Origin of the sequence: Kiloniella sp. (genome assembly GCF_048270245.1) — a bacterium.
In the GTDB taxonomy this organism is placed as follows: Bacteria; Pseudomonadota; Alphaproteobacteria; order Kiloniellales; family Kiloniellaceae; genus Kiloniella.
This window is the reverse complement of record NZ_JBLWTH010000004.1, coordinates 13,040-28,174: the sequence shown is the minus strand read 5'-3', so window position 1 is coordinate 28,174 and position 15,135 is coordinate 13,040. Positions and strand designations below refer to the sequence as shown.

11 protein-coding genes are annotated in these 15,135 nt (G+C 44.9%); 6 read left to right on the top strand and 5 right to left on the bottom strand.

Features of this window, described 5'->3' with window-relative positions; genetic code table 11:
• The first annotated feature begins 129 nt into the window (after nt 1-129).
• Nucleotides 130-1,941: a gamma-glutamyltransferase family protein gene (locus ACN0W5_RS10325; RefSeq protein WP_417454060.1), complete on the top strand. Its 1,812-nt coding sequence runs from the start codon at nt 130-132 to the stop codon at nt 1,939-1,941.
• Nucleotides 1,942-2,023: 82 nt separating this feature from the next.
• Here ACN0W5_RS10325 and ACN0W5_RS10320 read toward each other — a convergent pair whose 3' ends face one another.
• The gene (locus ACN0W5_RS10320; protein ID WP_417454059.1) at nt 2,024-4,543 is read right to left on the bottom strand and encodes a GcvT family protein; all 2,520 of its coding nucleotides are present in this window, start codon (nt 4,541-4,543) and stop codon (nt 2,024-2,026) included.
• Between the two features lie 513 nt (nt 4,544-5,056).
• Here ACN0W5_RS10320 and ACN0W5_RS10315 point away from each other — a divergent pair.
• On the top strand, nt 5,057-6,625 hold the full coding sequence (locus ACN0W5_RS10315; protein WP_417454058.1) for a trimethylamine methyltransferase family protein: 1,569 nt from the start codon (nt 5,057-5,059) through the stop codon (nt 6,623-6,625).
• Nucleotides 6,626-6,898: 273 nt separating this feature from the next.
• The gene (locus ACN0W5_RS10310; protein ID WP_417454057.1) at nt 6,899-7,891 is read left to right on the top strand and encodes a GlxA family transcriptional regulator; all 993 of its coding nucleotides are present in this window, start codon (nt 6,899-6,901) and stop codon (nt 7,889-7,891) included.
• 85 nt (nt 7,892-7,976) lie between these two features.
• Here ACN0W5_RS10310 and ACN0W5_RS10305 read toward each other — a convergent pair whose 3' ends face one another.
• Entirely contained in the window at nt 7,977-8,303 is a 327-nt protein-coding gene (locus ACN0W5_RS10305; protein WP_417454056.1) for a PilZ domain-containing protein, read from the bottom strand.
• A gap of 192 nt (nt 8,304-8,495) precedes the next feature.
• On the opposite strand from ACN0W5_RS10305, the gene ACN0W5_RS10300 reads away from it, so the two are divergent.
• Complete coding sequence (locus tag ACN0W5_RS10300; protein WP_417454055.1) at nt 8,496-8,951, top strand: hypothetical protein; 456 nt, start codon at nt 8,496-8,498, stop codon at nt 8,949-8,951.
• Here ACN0W5_RS10300 and ACN0W5_RS10295 read toward each other — a convergent pair.
• Nucleotides 8,948-10,414, bottom strand: coding sequence for a PLP-dependent aminotransferase family protein (locus ACN0W5_RS10295; protein ID WP_417454053.1), 1,467 nt, complete (start codon nt 10,412-10,414; stop codon nt 8,948-8,950). The genes ACN0W5_RS10300 and ACN0W5_RS10295 overlap by 4 nt on opposite strands.
• A gap of 395 nt (nt 10,415-10,809) precedes the next feature.
• Between ACN0W5_RS10295 and ACN0W5_RS10290 the strand changes: the two genes are divergently transcribed.
• Nucleotides 10,810-12,309 (top strand): CoA-acylating methylmalonate-semialdehyde dehydrogenase, encoded by a 1,500-nt coding sequence (locus tag ACN0W5_RS10290; protein WP_299374488.1) that lies wholly within the window; start codon nt 10,810-10,812, stop codon nt 12,307-12,309.
• Nucleotides 12,310-12,410: 101 nt separating this feature from the next.
• Here the strand turns inward: ACN0W5_RS10290 and ACN0W5_RS10285 are convergent, their stop codons facing one another.
• Nucleotides 12,411-12,875, bottom strand: a complete 465-nt coding sequence (locus ACN0W5_RS10285) for a GNAT family N-acetyltransferase (RefSeq protein ID WP_417454051.1) — start codon at nt 12,873-12,875, stop codon at nt 12,411-12,413.
• Between the two features lie 69 nt (nt 12,876-12,944).
• A complete protein-coding gene (locus ACN0W5_RS10280; RefSeq protein ID WP_417454050.1) occupies nt 12,945-14,390 on the bottom strand; it encodes an FAD-binding oxidoreductase in 1,446 nt (481 codons plus the stop codon).
• Between the two features lie 125 nt (nt 14,391-14,515).
• Between ACN0W5_RS10280 and ACN0W5_RS10275 the strand changes: the two genes are divergently transcribed.
• Nucleotides 14,516-15,124, top strand: a complete 609-nt coding sequence (locus ACN0W5_RS10275) for an HAD family hydrolase (RefSeq protein ID WP_417454049.1) — start codon at nt 14,516-14,518, stop codon at nt 15,122-15,124.
• Nucleotides 15,125-15,135 lie beyond the last annotated feature (11 nt).

Sequence of the window (15,135 nt, the reverse complement as noted above, 5' to 3'; positions counted from 1 at the left end):
TACCAATTATCGTCATGATCTATCTTACCTGTCAAGTTATGTTGTTTTGATACCTTTTTACGGGTCTAGTCACTTGTTTTTCCTAGATATCCGCATTCGGGGAATCTTATTCGATCAGGAGAGTAGAGTATGAGCGATTTCACCACGCGCCCGGAAATTACAGGCACTTTTGGTGTTGTGACCTCAACCCACTGGCTGGCTACAGCAGCGGGTATGGGCATTCTGGAACGAGGTGGAAACGCCTATGACGCTGCCGTTGCAACGGGTTTTGCATTGCAAGTTGTCGAACCACATCTTAACGGTCCTGGTGGTGAAGTGCCGATCATTGTGGCTCCGGAAGATGGGCCCGTTAAAGTTATTAATGGGCAAGGACCTGCGCCGAAGAAAGCGACATTGGAAGCTTATCAGGCCTTGGATTTATCTATTGTACCGGGGTCGGGTATGCTTTCTGCCGTAGTTCCCGGTGCCTTTGATGCATGGATGTTGATGCTGTTGGATTATGGCACGATGTCTTTGCGGGACGTTCTATCCTATGCGATTAATTTTGCGCGTGATGGTTATCCTTTGGTTCCCAATATCTCGCATACAATAAACCGGGTTAAGGACCTCTTTGAGACCGAATGGACTTCTTCGGCTGATATTTACCTGAAAGACCGTAAAGTACCGGAAGCTGGTGATCTTTTTAAAAATCCTGAACTGGCTGATATGTACGAACGGATTGTTTCTGAAGCGGAAGCTGTATCAGATAGTCGGGAAGAGCAAATCAAGGCTGCCAGAAAAATTTGGTCAGAAGGTTTTGTCGCGCAGGCAATTTTGGATTTCTGTGAAACCGCAGAGATTATGGATACGACAGGACGACGTCACAAGGCCTTATTGGATAAAAGTGATTTCACTGCGTGGTCCGCTTCTTACGAAGAACCTCTTACATTCGATTATCATGGTTATACCGTTTGTAAGACTGCGGCATGGGGGCAGGGGCCCGTTTTCTTGCAACAACTGGCGTTGTTGAAAGGTTTCGATCTGGATAGTCTGGATGAAAAATCTCCAGATTTTGTACATCTTGTCACAGAAAGTGCAAAGTTGGCTTTTGCGGATCGGGAAGCTTTTTATGGCGATCCAGATTTTGTTGATGTGCCGATGGATGTACTGCTGTCCGAAGCTTATAACGATGAACGCCGTAAACTCATCACGGACAAAGCATCTCTGGAAATCAGGCCGGGAACTGTTCCCGGTAAGGGCGGAAATGTGGTGGTTCGGATCAAAGGAACCACAGACGAAGGCAAAGATAATACCGATCTTGGTGAGCCAACAGTTGCGCGGTTTAATGATGAACCAACACCAGACGATAAAGGCGGCGTAAAGGGAGATACCTGTCATCTCGATATTATTGATCGTTGGGGAAATATGGTTTCAGCAACACCAAGTGGTGGGTGGTTACAGTCTTCACCGGTCATTCCAGGACTTGGGTTTTGCCTGACAAATCGGGCGCAGATGTTCTGGCTTGATGAAACTTCTCCGGCATGTATCGCTCCCGGAAAACTACCAAGAACAACGTTAACACCTTCACTCGCCTTGAAAAATGGTGTGCCATACATGGCTTTTGGAACACCGGGTGGGGATCAACAGGATCAATGGTCGCTCCATTTCTTCCTGCGCCATGTTCATTTTGGCCTGAACCTACAAGAAGCTATTGATGCGCCTGCTTTCCAAACCGCGCATTTCCCAAGCTCGTTTTATCCGCGTGAATGTGATCCGGGTAATCTCTCACTCGAAGGACGTTTTCCTTCGGAAACCATTGAAGAATTGAAACGTCGGGGCCATAAAGTCGTTATCGAGCCAGATTGGTCACTGGGGCGCATGGCTGCAGCAACCAAAGAAAACGGTTTGTTGAAAGCGGCAGCAAATCCTCGCTCAATGCAAGGATATGCTGCAGGGCGGTAATTGTCTTAGTAAAGTGTGCAAAATAAAAAAGCCGCAGAGTTGGGATAACTCTGCGGCTTTTTATTTTTAACGTAAGTCGATGTTATTCGACGTTACGCAGAATTTTGTTTTCTGGATCATACGGTGATTCTTCAACAACCGTTGCTTTGAAAAGATTTCCAAGGATATAGACTTCCAGCTCTGTGCCAATTTCGGCCAAATCCGGGCGTACCATAGCGAGGGCAATAGATTTCTGAGTACGGAAACCGTATCCACCGGATGTTACGCGGCCAACCATTTCACCGTTGAGATAAATTGGTTCAGATCCACGGGCATCACAATCGGTCACCCCATGGACTTCCATTGTAACGAACTGGTTGTCAAAACCACGCTCTTTCCAATCAGCCAACGCCTGTTTCCCGATGAAATCATCTTCTTTATCTAGGCGCACAAAACGATCAAGGCCGGTCTCGAGCGCAGAATATTCGATGGACATTTCTGTTGGGATCAAACGGTAGGATTTTTCCAGACGCATGGAATCCATGGCGCGAATACCAAATGGTTTCAGGCCGAATTCAGCACCAGCTTCCATGAGAACATCAAAAAGATAGTTCTGCATTTCAATTGGGTGGTGAAGCTCCCAACCGTACTCACCGACAAAGTTAACGCGTGCAGCAGTGACTGGTGCGATGCCAACAGAGATCTGTTGTGCGGTCAACCATGGGAAGGCTTTGTTAGAGAAATCAGCATCAGACAGTTTTTCCATCAAGAGGCGGGATTTTGGTCCAGCAATAATGAAAACGCCTTGCTGAGTTGTGATCTTCTCTAGTTCAACTGAACCGTCTGTTGGTTTTAGCTTCGTAAGGTAATCCCAGTCGTGACGTTCCTGAGCACCAGCAGATACGAGGTAGTAGCTCTGCTTGCCTGTTTTAAGAATGGTGAATTCAGCTCGAACACCGCCGTGCAGGGTCAACATATGTGTCAACGCCATACGGCCGATCTTTTTAGGGATTTTGTTGGCAACCAAGCTGCTCAACCAAGCTTCTGCACCACGACCTTTTACGATGAACTTAGAGAAAGCTGACATGTCAAGCAGGCCAACGTTTTCCATAACGTTCTTACATTCGTTGCCAACGTGCTCGAAGTAGTTAGAGCGACGGAAAGACCATTTCTCTACTGGTAGTTTACCTTCTTCAGCAGGGGCATGGTTCTCACGTGTGATTGTATCATCCTGGTTCAGATCTTCTTCGGTCAGGCCATAACCTTCCGGGGCGAACCAGTTTGGACGTTCCCAACCAAAGATTGTTCCCATAACCGCGCCGTGTTCTTTCATGCGGTCATAACAAGGTGAACGCTTTAGACCACGGGCTGCTGGACGAGATTCGTCAGGATAGTGAACAGTGAAAACATTCGCGTAGGCTTCTTCGTTTTTCTCTTTCAAGAAACCGCGGCCTGCATAAGGACCAAAGCGACGTGGGTCAACGCCAGACATATCAATTGTCGGTTCGCCGTCGACGATCCATTCTGCCAACTGCCAGCCAGCACCACCGGTTGCTGTAATGCCAAAGGAGTGACCTTCATTCAGCCAGAAGTTCTTTAGCCCCCAAGCTGGACCAATAATTGGTGATCCATCAGGCGTGTAGGCAATCGCGCCATTATAAACTTCTTTGATGCCAACTTCAGCAAAGGCCGGTACACGCTCAAAAGCGGTCTCGATGTATGGCATCAGACGCTCTAGCTCACCGTTGAACAGTTCGTACTTGGCATCAGGCGCTGGACCATCAACGTAGCAGCAAGGCGCACCAACTTCGTATGGACCAAGCAACAGACCGCCAGCTTCTTCACGCATGTACCATGAAGAATCTGATTCACGAAGAACACCCATTTCAGGAAGGCCTGCAGCATGACGTGCTTTAATGTCCGGGTGAGGCTCAGTAACGATAAACTGGTGTTCAACTGGAATGACCGGAATGTCCAGTCCAACCATTTCACCTGTCTTGCGGGCAAAGTTACCAGTACAGGAAATCACGTGCTCACAAGAGATATCGCCCTTGTCAGTCTGAACAATCCAGCTGTCATCGTCTTGCTGTTCCATGCCCAGAACAGTTGTGTGCTGGTGAATTTCAGCGCCGTTGTTACGGGCACCCTTTGCAAGCGCCTGTGTCAGTTCAGCAGGCTGTACGTATCCATCTTCAACATGCTGGATCGCACCAAGAATACCGTCTGTGTTACACAGAGGCCAAATTTCTTTCAGTTCTTCAACGGAAAGCCATTTAACATCAACACCAAGTGTTTTAGCCACACCAACATAGTATCTGTACTCGTCCATACGGTCTTGTGTCCGGGCTAGACGAATGTTCGAAACCTGTTTAAGGCCTGAATTCAGACCGGTTTCTTCTTCCAGGCGGGCATAGAGATCTACAGAGTACTGGTGGATTTTTCCAACAGAGTAGCTCATGTTGAACAGAGGCAGCAGGCCAGCAGCGTGCCAGGTGGAACCAGATGTCAGATCGTGGCGCTCTAGCAGCGCAACATCTGACCAACCTTTTTTTGCCAAGTGGTAAAGTGTACCAACACCAACAGCACCACCACCGATAACGACGGCTTTGTAGTGAGATTTCATCGCCTGACTCCAAATTAATGCGACTAAACGTGCTTATGCACAGGGTCAAAGTTGTATGTTATGTTTCGGTGTTTTTTGCGAGACGACAAAAAGACTTGGTAATTTTTGTACAGTAGCAGCCACCGATTACATCCTGCTATGATGATGGGGAACAGTCCGCTGAACGTCCTATCGGTTTGCGTCACCACACTCGCAGTTTACGACATTAGTGATCTTTTACGACATTTTTGACGTTAGCAGATTTTGACCTTTTAGGGACAAAGAAAGTCGTTTTATCTCATGTTTATTGAAAACGACTCGTATGTGTTACGGTTGAAGAAGATGGCCTTCAATTTAAAAATTTCTCAAAAGTGTGATTTAATGAGGAGAAATTTAAGTCTGTTCTCACGGTTTTTACTAGGGAAATAAGCTTGTTAACCCTCCTTGCCGCATTTGGTTTTTTGTCGGTCGCAATCTAGACAGAGCCTTATCCGCCAGAAGGGAATATTCGAGATCTCTATAGGAGGGCATTTAATGAGTGATACAGAAACAAGATCAGGTCGTGCTGGGCGCGCCGGTCGAGGTCGTAGTGGCGGTGGTGCTGCTTCACGACGTGCTGCCAGATCAAGTGGTTCAGCAGAGCAACTAAAATACATTACACGTAATATTCCTTATTTCGAGACACTGAATGAAGAAGCGCTTGAAATAATCGAACACAATGCTGAAACTGTTCTGGAAGAAATCGGGATTGAATTCCGTGACGATCCTGAAGCCCTTCAAATTCTCAAAGACAATGGCTGTGATGTACAGGGCGAGCGTGTTCGTTTCCCGCGCGGTCTTGCACGGCAGTGGTGTGCCCACGCACCTAGTGAGTTTACCCAACACGCCCGTAACACTGAACGGTCTGTGATTATTGGTGGTAAGAATACTGTTTTTGCCCCCGTATATGGACCTCCTTTTGTCCGTGATCTCGACGGTGGTCGTCGCTATGCAACGATTGAAGATTTCCGGAACTTTGTGAAGTTGACATATTCTATGCCTGCGCTTCACCATTCTGGTGGTACGGTTTGTGAGCCTGTTGATATTCCGGTGAACAAACGTCACCTGGACATGCTGTATTCCCATATACGTTATTCAGACAAACCCTATATGGGATCAGTTACCGCACCGGAACGCGCTGAAGATTCTATTGCGATGTCTAAATTGGTTTTTGGCGATGATTTCGTCGAAAACAATACGGTAATGATCAGTCTGATCAACGCGAATTCACCGATGACATTTGACGATACCATGCTTGGTGCCTTGAAGGTATATGCTCGTCACATGCAGGCTTGTATTGTCACTCCATTCATTCTCGCGGGTGCTATGGCGCCAGTGACCGCAGCTGGTGTGATGGCGCAATCCCTTGCCGAAGGAATGGCCGGTATTGCTTTTGCTCAGATGGTTCGCAAAGGGGCTCCGGTTGTTCTGGGGTCGTTCGCGAGTTCGATTTCAATGCAGTCTGGCGCGCCGACTTTTGGAACACCTGAGCCTGCTTTGGTTCTTTATGGTATGGCACAGCTCGCGCGTCGTCTTGGGGTTCCATTCCGCTCTGGTGGATCGCTTTGTGGTTCCAAGGTTCCTGATGCGCAAGCGGCATACGAGTCAGCAAATACAATCCTGCCAACGTCGCTTGCTGGTGTGAACTTTACCCTTCACTCTGCCGGGTGGCTCGAAGGTGGTCTGATTTCATCTTATGAGAAACTCGTGATGGATGCAGACCAATTGGGTATGATGCAGCGTATGTTGGAAGGTTATGATATGACTGAGAACGGTCAAGCTATGGATGCCCTTCGCGAAGTTGGACCGGGTAACCATTTTCTTGGCTGTGCTCATACTCAGGCAAACTTTGAGACAGCTTTCTATCGTTCTAATATTGCGGATAACAATTCTTTCGAACAGTGGGAATCTGAAGGTTCCCTTGATGCTTATCAACGTGCAAATGCCGTTGTAAAAAAGACTTTGGAGCAATATGTCGCGCCTGATCTTGATGTATCGATTGATGAAGCTTTGAATGAATTCATCACCAAGAAAAAAGAGTCTATGCCGGATGCTTTTACCTAAGTCTCCCACTTAGATCTTATTTGTAGAGAAAAGGCGACTTTTGTCGCCTTTTCTTATGCGCGGATAATAAAAGTAGTATTCGGTTCTTGTTTACTTTTAAACTTTCTGATAATTGGCCTTTTAAAGAGTAAAAAGCTCAAGATAAAATAAGTGTACTTTTTAAGGTTAGGGCAAGAGAATGATGTTATCCTTCATTCTTGTGATACTTTATACGCACTTACTAATAAATGTATCTTCGTATTGCTAACATGCGTGTCAGGTGAAAGTTTAGAGATGATTAGAAAAGCCCCGCAAGAATTGCCACAGCGCATCGTTTTTTTCCTTATCCCAAAGTTTTCTCTTATCGCTTTTACATCTGCTATAGAGCCGTTAAGACTTGCTAACAGAGAAGCAGGAAAAAAACTCTATAGCTGGAATTTAGTCAGTGTAGATGACCAGCCTGTATTGTCGTCTTGTGGTATTCCTATTTCTCCTGATATTAACCTTGATGAGCTGGATAATTTTCATGCGGCAATTATTTGCAGCGGGGAAGACGCGCATAAGATAGAAGATAGGCGTATTCATTCCTGGTTACGTCGTATTGAGAGAAAAGGTGTTGATATTGGAGCTCTTTGTACCGGAGCCCATATTTTGGCAAAAGCTGGGTTGCTTGATGATTACAGCTGTACAATTCATTGGGAAAATTTAGCTGGATTTCTAGAGGATTTTCCCGAAATCGAAGTTACCCCAGAACTGTTCGAAATCGATCGTAACCGCTTCACCTGTGCTGGTGGAACTGCCTCGCTTGATATGATGCTTAATATTATTTCGTCCCAATACGGACATGAGCTGGCAGGGGAAGTCGCAAACCAGTTTATGCATGATCGTATTCGTGATGAGCATGATCAACAGCGCATGTCTATGCCAGTTCGATTGGGCGTGCGGCATCCAAAATTGTTGGCAGTTATCAAGTTAATGGAAGAAAACTTGGAAGAGCCTTTGACGCGTATTCAGTTGGCCAAAGATGCGGGGCTCTCAACCCGTCAGCTAGAACGACTCTTCCGTAAATATCTTGGCCGTTCTCCTGCGCGATACTATTTGGAACTGAGATTAAACAAAGCTCGACTTCTCCTACTGCAAACAAATATGTCTGTTATTGATGTGGCTTTGGCGTGTGGTTTTGTATCAGCGTCCCACTTTTCAAAATGTTATCGCGATTTCTTTGGCAGAACACCAAGAAAAGAACGGGGCCTGCCGGGGCTTCCTGGGGAAGAAGAAGACGTTTAGTTTTCTGACCAAACAATCGATGTATTAAAAAATCCTGCGAAATTGTTTCGCAGGATTTTTTTGTTTTCTATTAATAATAGGCGTTTTATTTTTTGTTATCAAAAGGCTCGAAGCAGCTTTTGGGTAAAAGAGGCTCAAGAACGTTGGCGATGTCATGGGGCGCATCGGTGAAGTTAACGCCCACATTTGTGCCATGATCCCAAGCAACAGAAACATTGAGAGCTGCTGATTTTGAAAAGCGAAGAGTTTCGATCGTTTCGCCTGTTAAAGGTCGATCAAACTCGAGCTTTGCCCCGGTTAAAGAGATGTCCATTACGGCGCAGTCTTTTTTCCGCAGGTTACCATCAACACGCCCTGCCAGAATTACTTCTGCCCTTGGAAATACCCTGCGATCTTCAGCTGATTTATTCACCGTCTAGATCTCCCTTACAGCATTTGATTTGAAATTATCGATAACTGATTGTGATTAAAAAAACTTTAAGAAGTTTGTAGCTAACGGGGAAAAGAATACAAATCACAATTTATGGTTAATTTTTGTCAACGAATATTTAACGCAAATTTTAGATTTAATTTTCTAAAATAGTCCTGCTTGTAGGAGGGTATTATGGTTGCTGTTGCACAATTGAGCGAAAGCTATTCTGACACATTCAGGGAAGAACATCTGGTAGAGGCAGAAAGAGGCATTCTGAGTATACCAGTTGCTTCAGAGCAAGGAGTGCATGCTTTGCAGGATATGTTGGCGAATTCAGTTGCTTTTGAAAACCATGCCCAGCCCGGTTCTGGCGATTTAAATCAATCTCTTCGATCTATTGAAACAATTTCGTCCAAAATGTCGGATTTATTTTTGGACGATGTTGGTGAGGCCCTTACTGAGATTGATATTGTAGCAACAGATGCTGACTACTCTTATCGTCCCACCCCCTTCCTCAATCAGGGAATGCTTTCTTTTTATATGCATTCTGATGATTCCTTACAAGACGATGGAATGGTGGTTATGCCGGAATTAATTGATGATGAAGAGTTTGTTTTGGTTCCGACTGTTGGGCTGACACTTCATTAAGTTTTATTTATCCTGTTCAATGCAAGATGAAGCTGCTCTAAGCCGTTCTTGATTGATGAATGTTCGATTGCTGTGTATCCAAGACGGAAATTATATTTTGGTGGAATTGCGTCAAAGTAGTAAATCGCACCGGGTTCTAGAACAACACCCTTTTTTAGGGCCTCTTGCAACAACTCTTTACTGTTAAGGTCTTTGGACCCGTTGACCCAAAAGCTTGATCCTCCGGATGATTTTTGAAAATTAAGACCGATTTTTTCCAATCCTGTTCTCATCTCGATCCATCTGTTTTTATAAATTTTTCTTAATTTTTTGCGCAAAGCATCGTGATGCCCAAGAGCGAGGAACAATGCCATCGTCCGTTGATTGTTGGTTGGGGTATGTCGATGCATAAGTCGGCCAAGTGCTCTTGCTTCTTGGATAATTTCTTTTGAAGCAACGAGGTATCCAAGTCGTAATCCGGGAAAGAACGATTTGGAAAGGCTGCCCACATAAACGACACGTCCGTTATTATCGAGGGATTTTAGGGCAGGGGTTGGAGAGTTTTCAAAATTTAATTCAGGCTCATAATCATCTTCAATGATTAATGTGTTGTTGGTTTCAGCACGTTCAAGCAATTCCTTTCTTCTTTGTAGAGGCATGGTGACGGTTGTTGGAAACTGGTGGCTTGGCGTGACGGCTAGGACATTGCAGGTGTCAATTTGTTGGTCTGGAATTAGTCCATAATTGTCCAGTTTCAAGTACTGTATACGTGAACCGATACACTGAATAATGTTCCGCAGGTCCGGGTAACCCGGGTTTTCCATACCAAACAAGGTATTGTTGTTAAGGAAAAGGCGGCAAAGAATATAAAGGCTGTTCTGAGCACCAGCTGTTACCAAGATTTCTTCTTCACTTGCATGAATGCCGCGTGTGGGAAGTAGCCGCGTTCTGATCTGTTCAACGAGAAAGGGATCGTCAGTTCCTAGGCGATCTTCAGTCCAATCAGCCATCGCATTCAGGCTTAAAGCCTGTCTAGAGCACTCTCTCCACGCGGCAATCGGGAAGAGTGACTTATCTACCTGGGCTGTCACAAAAGGATAAGGGTAATCTCGCCAGTTTGATGGTTTTTCAATGTTTTGTTGGTGACTAGGCCGATGTTTCATTTGCTGAAAAACAGGGCTAGGTAAAGGGGATTTCTTTGTCTGTTGACACTGGTCTCGGGTTAATGGAAGGGTTAGACGATCGCTGACATAGATACCACTGCGTTCTCTGGAAGTCAGATAGCCATCATCGATCAGAGAATTATAAGCCTGAGTGACTGTGATGCGAGACACATCTAGTTGTTCTGCCAGTTTTCGACTGGAGGGGACAGGTTCTCCAGCTGGTAAGCTTCCCCCTAAAATCGCAGAAACAAACTTTCTCCTGATTTGTAATTGGAGAGATTCATTGCTTTCCTTGTCCAGAATGAAAAGGCTTTCTGACATTATGTGGAATCCTTTGTCTTTTTCTTGAATTCAGGGGACGCTCCTGATACTTACTCCGTGTAGAATTAATATTCTGAAATTTATTATTTTGAATAATATATTCTAAATGTTGTGTTGGCTGTTAAATCCAAAAATTTCCTTACGTATATTTGGTATGGAATTTATCCACAGAAAATATAGACGAAGAAGGCGTGAATTTTTATCTGGATATAGAGAATAGAGAAAACTGGATATATGAGCAAGGACGCTCTAACTCTTAAATATGAGTGAAGAATAGAAGTCATTTTTGCGAATGCCATCTAGCGAAAATGTGAAAATTCAAAATGATAAATACGAAATTGAAAACCTTGTTTCAGCGTGTAAATCGCTGAAACTAGTAATGTGGGAGCAGGCGAATGAGCCAACAAATTGGGCACTTTATTAATGGACAAAAGATCGCAGGAAAAGGCGGCCGATCAGCCAAGATTCACAACCCTGCTTTGGGGCAGGTTTCTGGTGAAGTGGCATTGGCATCTGCTGAAGAAGTTCGGGACGCTATTGCTGTAGCAGAAGCTGCGTTACCTGGGTGGGCGGCAACACCACCATTGCGTCGTGCGCGGGTCATGTTCAAGTTCAAAGAGCTTATTGAACAGAACATGGATGAGTTAGCGGCCATGGTAAGTGCCGAGCATGGTAAAGTGATCAGCGATGCTGTGGGATCGATCACTCGTGGTCTCGAGGTTGTCGAGTTTGCTTGCGGTATTCCGCACCTTCTGAAGGGTGAGCACAGCGAAAATGTTGGTACTGGGGTCGATAGCCATTCTGCGCGTCAACCCGTTGGTGTTTGTGCGGGGATCACACCGTTCAACTTTCCAGCAATGGTTCCTATGTGGATGTTCCCTATCGCAATTGCCTGTGGTAACACCTTTGTCCTGAAGCCTTCTGAAAAAGATCCATCTTGTCCCTTGCGACTTGCCGAGCTTTTGAAAGAAGCTGGTTTGCCAGATGGTGTTCTTAACGTTGTTAATGGTGATAAGGAAGCTGTTGACACTCTGTTGGAAGACGAGCGTGTTAAAGCGATTAGTTTTGTTGGATCAACCCCGATTGCCGAGTATGTGTATAAAACAGGTACAGCGAACGGGAAGCGGGTTCAGGCTCTTGGTGGTGCAAAGAACCATATGGTTGTGATGCCGGATGCCGACATGGATCAAGCTGTTGATGCGCTCATGGGGGCTGCTTACGGTTCCGCAGGCGAACGTTGTATGGCGATTTCAGTTGCCGTTGCGGTTGGCGATGAAGCTGCGGATACTCTTATTGAGAAGCTGGCGCCTAAAGTTGAAGCTCTTAAAATTGCGCATTATGAGGTTGCTGACGCCGAAATGGGGGCATTGATCTCTGCGGAGCATCTCGCAAAGGTCACTGGTTTTGTTGATGCTGGCGTGAATGAAGGCGCGAAGTTGGTTGTGGATGGTCGCGGTAAAAAACCGGAAGGCCTTGAAAACGGCTATTTCATCGGTGGGTGTTTGTTCGATAACGTCACATCGGATATGACCATCTACAAAGAAGAGATCTTTGGTCCTGTGTTGGCTGTTGTTCGTGTCGATACCTTTGATGAAGCTGTTAAGTTGGTCAACGATCATGAGTATGGAAATGGTACCGCTATCTTTACCCGTGACGGAGATTCCGCGCGCGAATTTTCGCACAAAATCCAAATTGGTATGGTTGGTGTAAATGTGCCAATTCCGGTACCAATGGCATTCCATTCATTTGGCGGCTGGAAAAGATCTCTGTTTGGTGATCATTCCATGCACGGTCCTGAGGGTATTCGTTTCTACACACGTTTGAAGACGGTCACAACTCGTTGGCCAACGGGCATTCGTAGTGGTGCAGAATTTATGATGCCGACAATGAAATAAATTTCATTCGTATTCGGTAGAAGCCCCGGAACGCTCAACCGTCCGGGGCTTTTTCTATCTGTTGAATAGGTATGATTAGGCAGAGTGATGCCCATTATTGGTTATACAAGAAGTCTATTCATTTTATAGTTTTTAAGGTTCTGTCCCCTGATAGAAACTTCTTGTTCTTCTTTAACTCTGAAACCTTTTCTCTCAAAAAATGGCCGTGCTGTAATGCTGACCTCGGCGTAGATTTCATTCAGGTTGAGGGCCTTGGCTTTTCGCTCTATTTCTTTAATTAGCTTGTGTCCGATACCAAGGCCCTGTTTTTGATGGTGGACATAAAAGCAATCGATGTGCCCTGTGGTTTCAAGTTCTGCAAAACCAACGATGCCGCTATCGTCCTCTGCAACAAAAATAAAATAATCTTTTGTTCTTTCTTTCCAGCGATCAAGATCAAAATTTGCCGGAGCCCAGGCATTTATTTGTTCTTGGCTATAGTCCTGAATATTTACGTTGTGGACTGTATCGTGAAACAGTTGCAACAGCTCGGCTGCATCGTTCACTTTATGGGGTCTAATAATCATAACTGAGTACACTTTTTTGAGTAAATTTTACTTACGGGTATTCGCTTACGGGTCTTGATTTTTTGGGTGCTAACTTTCAGGTATCAATTTTCCGGGGTTCATAATGCTCTTGGGGTCTAACGCGGTTTTTATACTTTTCAGTAACTGCATTTCCACCGGTGATTTGTAGTGTTGGTTTTCATCTCGTTTGACACGACCGATGCCATGTTCAGCTGAAATTGATCCGTTAAAACTATGTACGATGTCGTGAACAACTCTGTTTACTTCTTCCCAGCGATTCAAATAATCCTGTTTATCCATTTCCAAAGGTTGGGATAGGTTGTAGTGAATGTTGCCGTCACCTAAATGTCCAAAGGGGTGAGGTCTGATGCCGGGGATTATTTTCTGAACGGTTTCATTGGCAGTCTTAATGAAGGCTGGTACGGATGAAACAGGTACGGAAATATCGTGCTTTATGGAACCACCTTCTGGTTTCTGGCACAGTGTGATGTTTTCCCGAAGTAACCAAAAACTATCGGACTGTGCTTTGTTTTGCGCCAAGACACCATCTTGTACCCAGTTCTGCTCAAAGGCTGTTTCAAGATAATTTTCAAAAAGTTCTTGTAGGTTGGAATGGGTGATTGCAACAGAAGCTTCCATCAGGATATACCAGTCGTATCGCCCCTCAATTGGGTCAACCACACCTTGACCATGTTTAAGAGAGAAATCTATACCAATCCGTGGCAATAGCTCGAAAGAGGTCAGCGCATCACCGAGCATTGATTGAGCCAGATTAAGTAAGGGCAGGGCGTCTTCTAGTTCTTTAAGAGCCAAAACGGCAGTTTGTTGCTCTTTAGGTTTTGGAAATAGTTGAAGAACGGCTGCTGTGATAATCCCGAGTGTGCCTTCTGATCCAATGTAGAGCTGTTTCAGATCATAGCCTGTATTATCTTTTTGTAAGGCCCTGAGGCCATTCCATATTTCACCCGTAGGAGTAACGACTTCTAAGCCTAGCACAAGTTGTCGTGTATTCCCGTAGCGGATGACATTAATGCCGCCGGCATTCGTCGCGATATTCCCGCCAATCTGACAACTGCCTTCTGCGCCAAGGGATAAAGGAAACAGGCGGTCATGTTTTGCTGCATATTCTTGTATTGTTTGCAAAATACAGCCGGCTTCGACAATCATAGTGTTATTTACCGGATCAATAGCCCGTATTTTATTCAGGCGGCTGGTGTTAAGTACAATGGCATTGTCACCAACAAAGGGTATGCCGCCACTTACAAGCCCGGTATGGCCGCCTTGGGGAACTATTCCGATATTATGTTCTGCACATAGTTTGACTATGTTTGATACTTCTTGCGTGTTTTTGGGGGTTACAACCAAAGATGTTTCCCCGACAAAACGACCCCGTTGCTCAACCATATAAGGGGCAATATCATCAAGGTTGGTAATCATCGCCTTGGCGCCGATAGTTGTTTCCAGGTCAGAAAGAAATTTTTTGGGAAGCTTCGGAGAAATATTTTTGTCGGTCATTATTTTGACAGGATTTCTTGCAAAATTGATTGATAAGGGATTGCTTAAGCCTAGATCTCTTTTCTCTGGGGGGCCAGAAATATTCTTTTACCCGTTTGTTCTAACAGATTTTTCTCGAGAGATTCATGATAAAAAATGTTGTTTTCGATTTTGGTGGCGTGCTTATTGATTGGAATTTGCGTTATCTTTATCAACCAGAATTTTCCAGTACAGAAGAAATGGAGCGTTTCTTAAGTGAGGTCTTTACCTTTGAGGCAAATCACAGGTTGGATGCCGGGGAAAGTTTTTCCAGTGTCATTGGTGAGTTGCAGGGGAAATTTCCTGAATATAAAGATGCGCTCGCACTGCTATTGACAAGATGGCCGGATACACTTGGGGATGAAATCAAAGGAACAGTTGAAACGCTTGAAAAACTCCATGCTCAACGGACGCCGCTTTATGGTTTAACAAATTGGTCGGAAGAGACATTCCCTCATGCTCAAAAACGCTTTCCTTTTTTGGAATATTTCAAAGGCATAACGGTCTCTGGCACTGTTAAACTGGCAAAACCGGACCCAAGGATTTATCACTGTTTGTTATCTGATTTTTCTTTAAAAGCGGAAGAGTGCGTTTTTATTGATGACCGTGAAGATAATATTATGGTAGCCAAGGATTTGGGATTCAAAGCTATCCACTTCACAGAACCAGCACTCATGAATAAAGCGTTGCAAGAGTTAGGGGTTTTAAAAGGTTAGATAGATTTAAA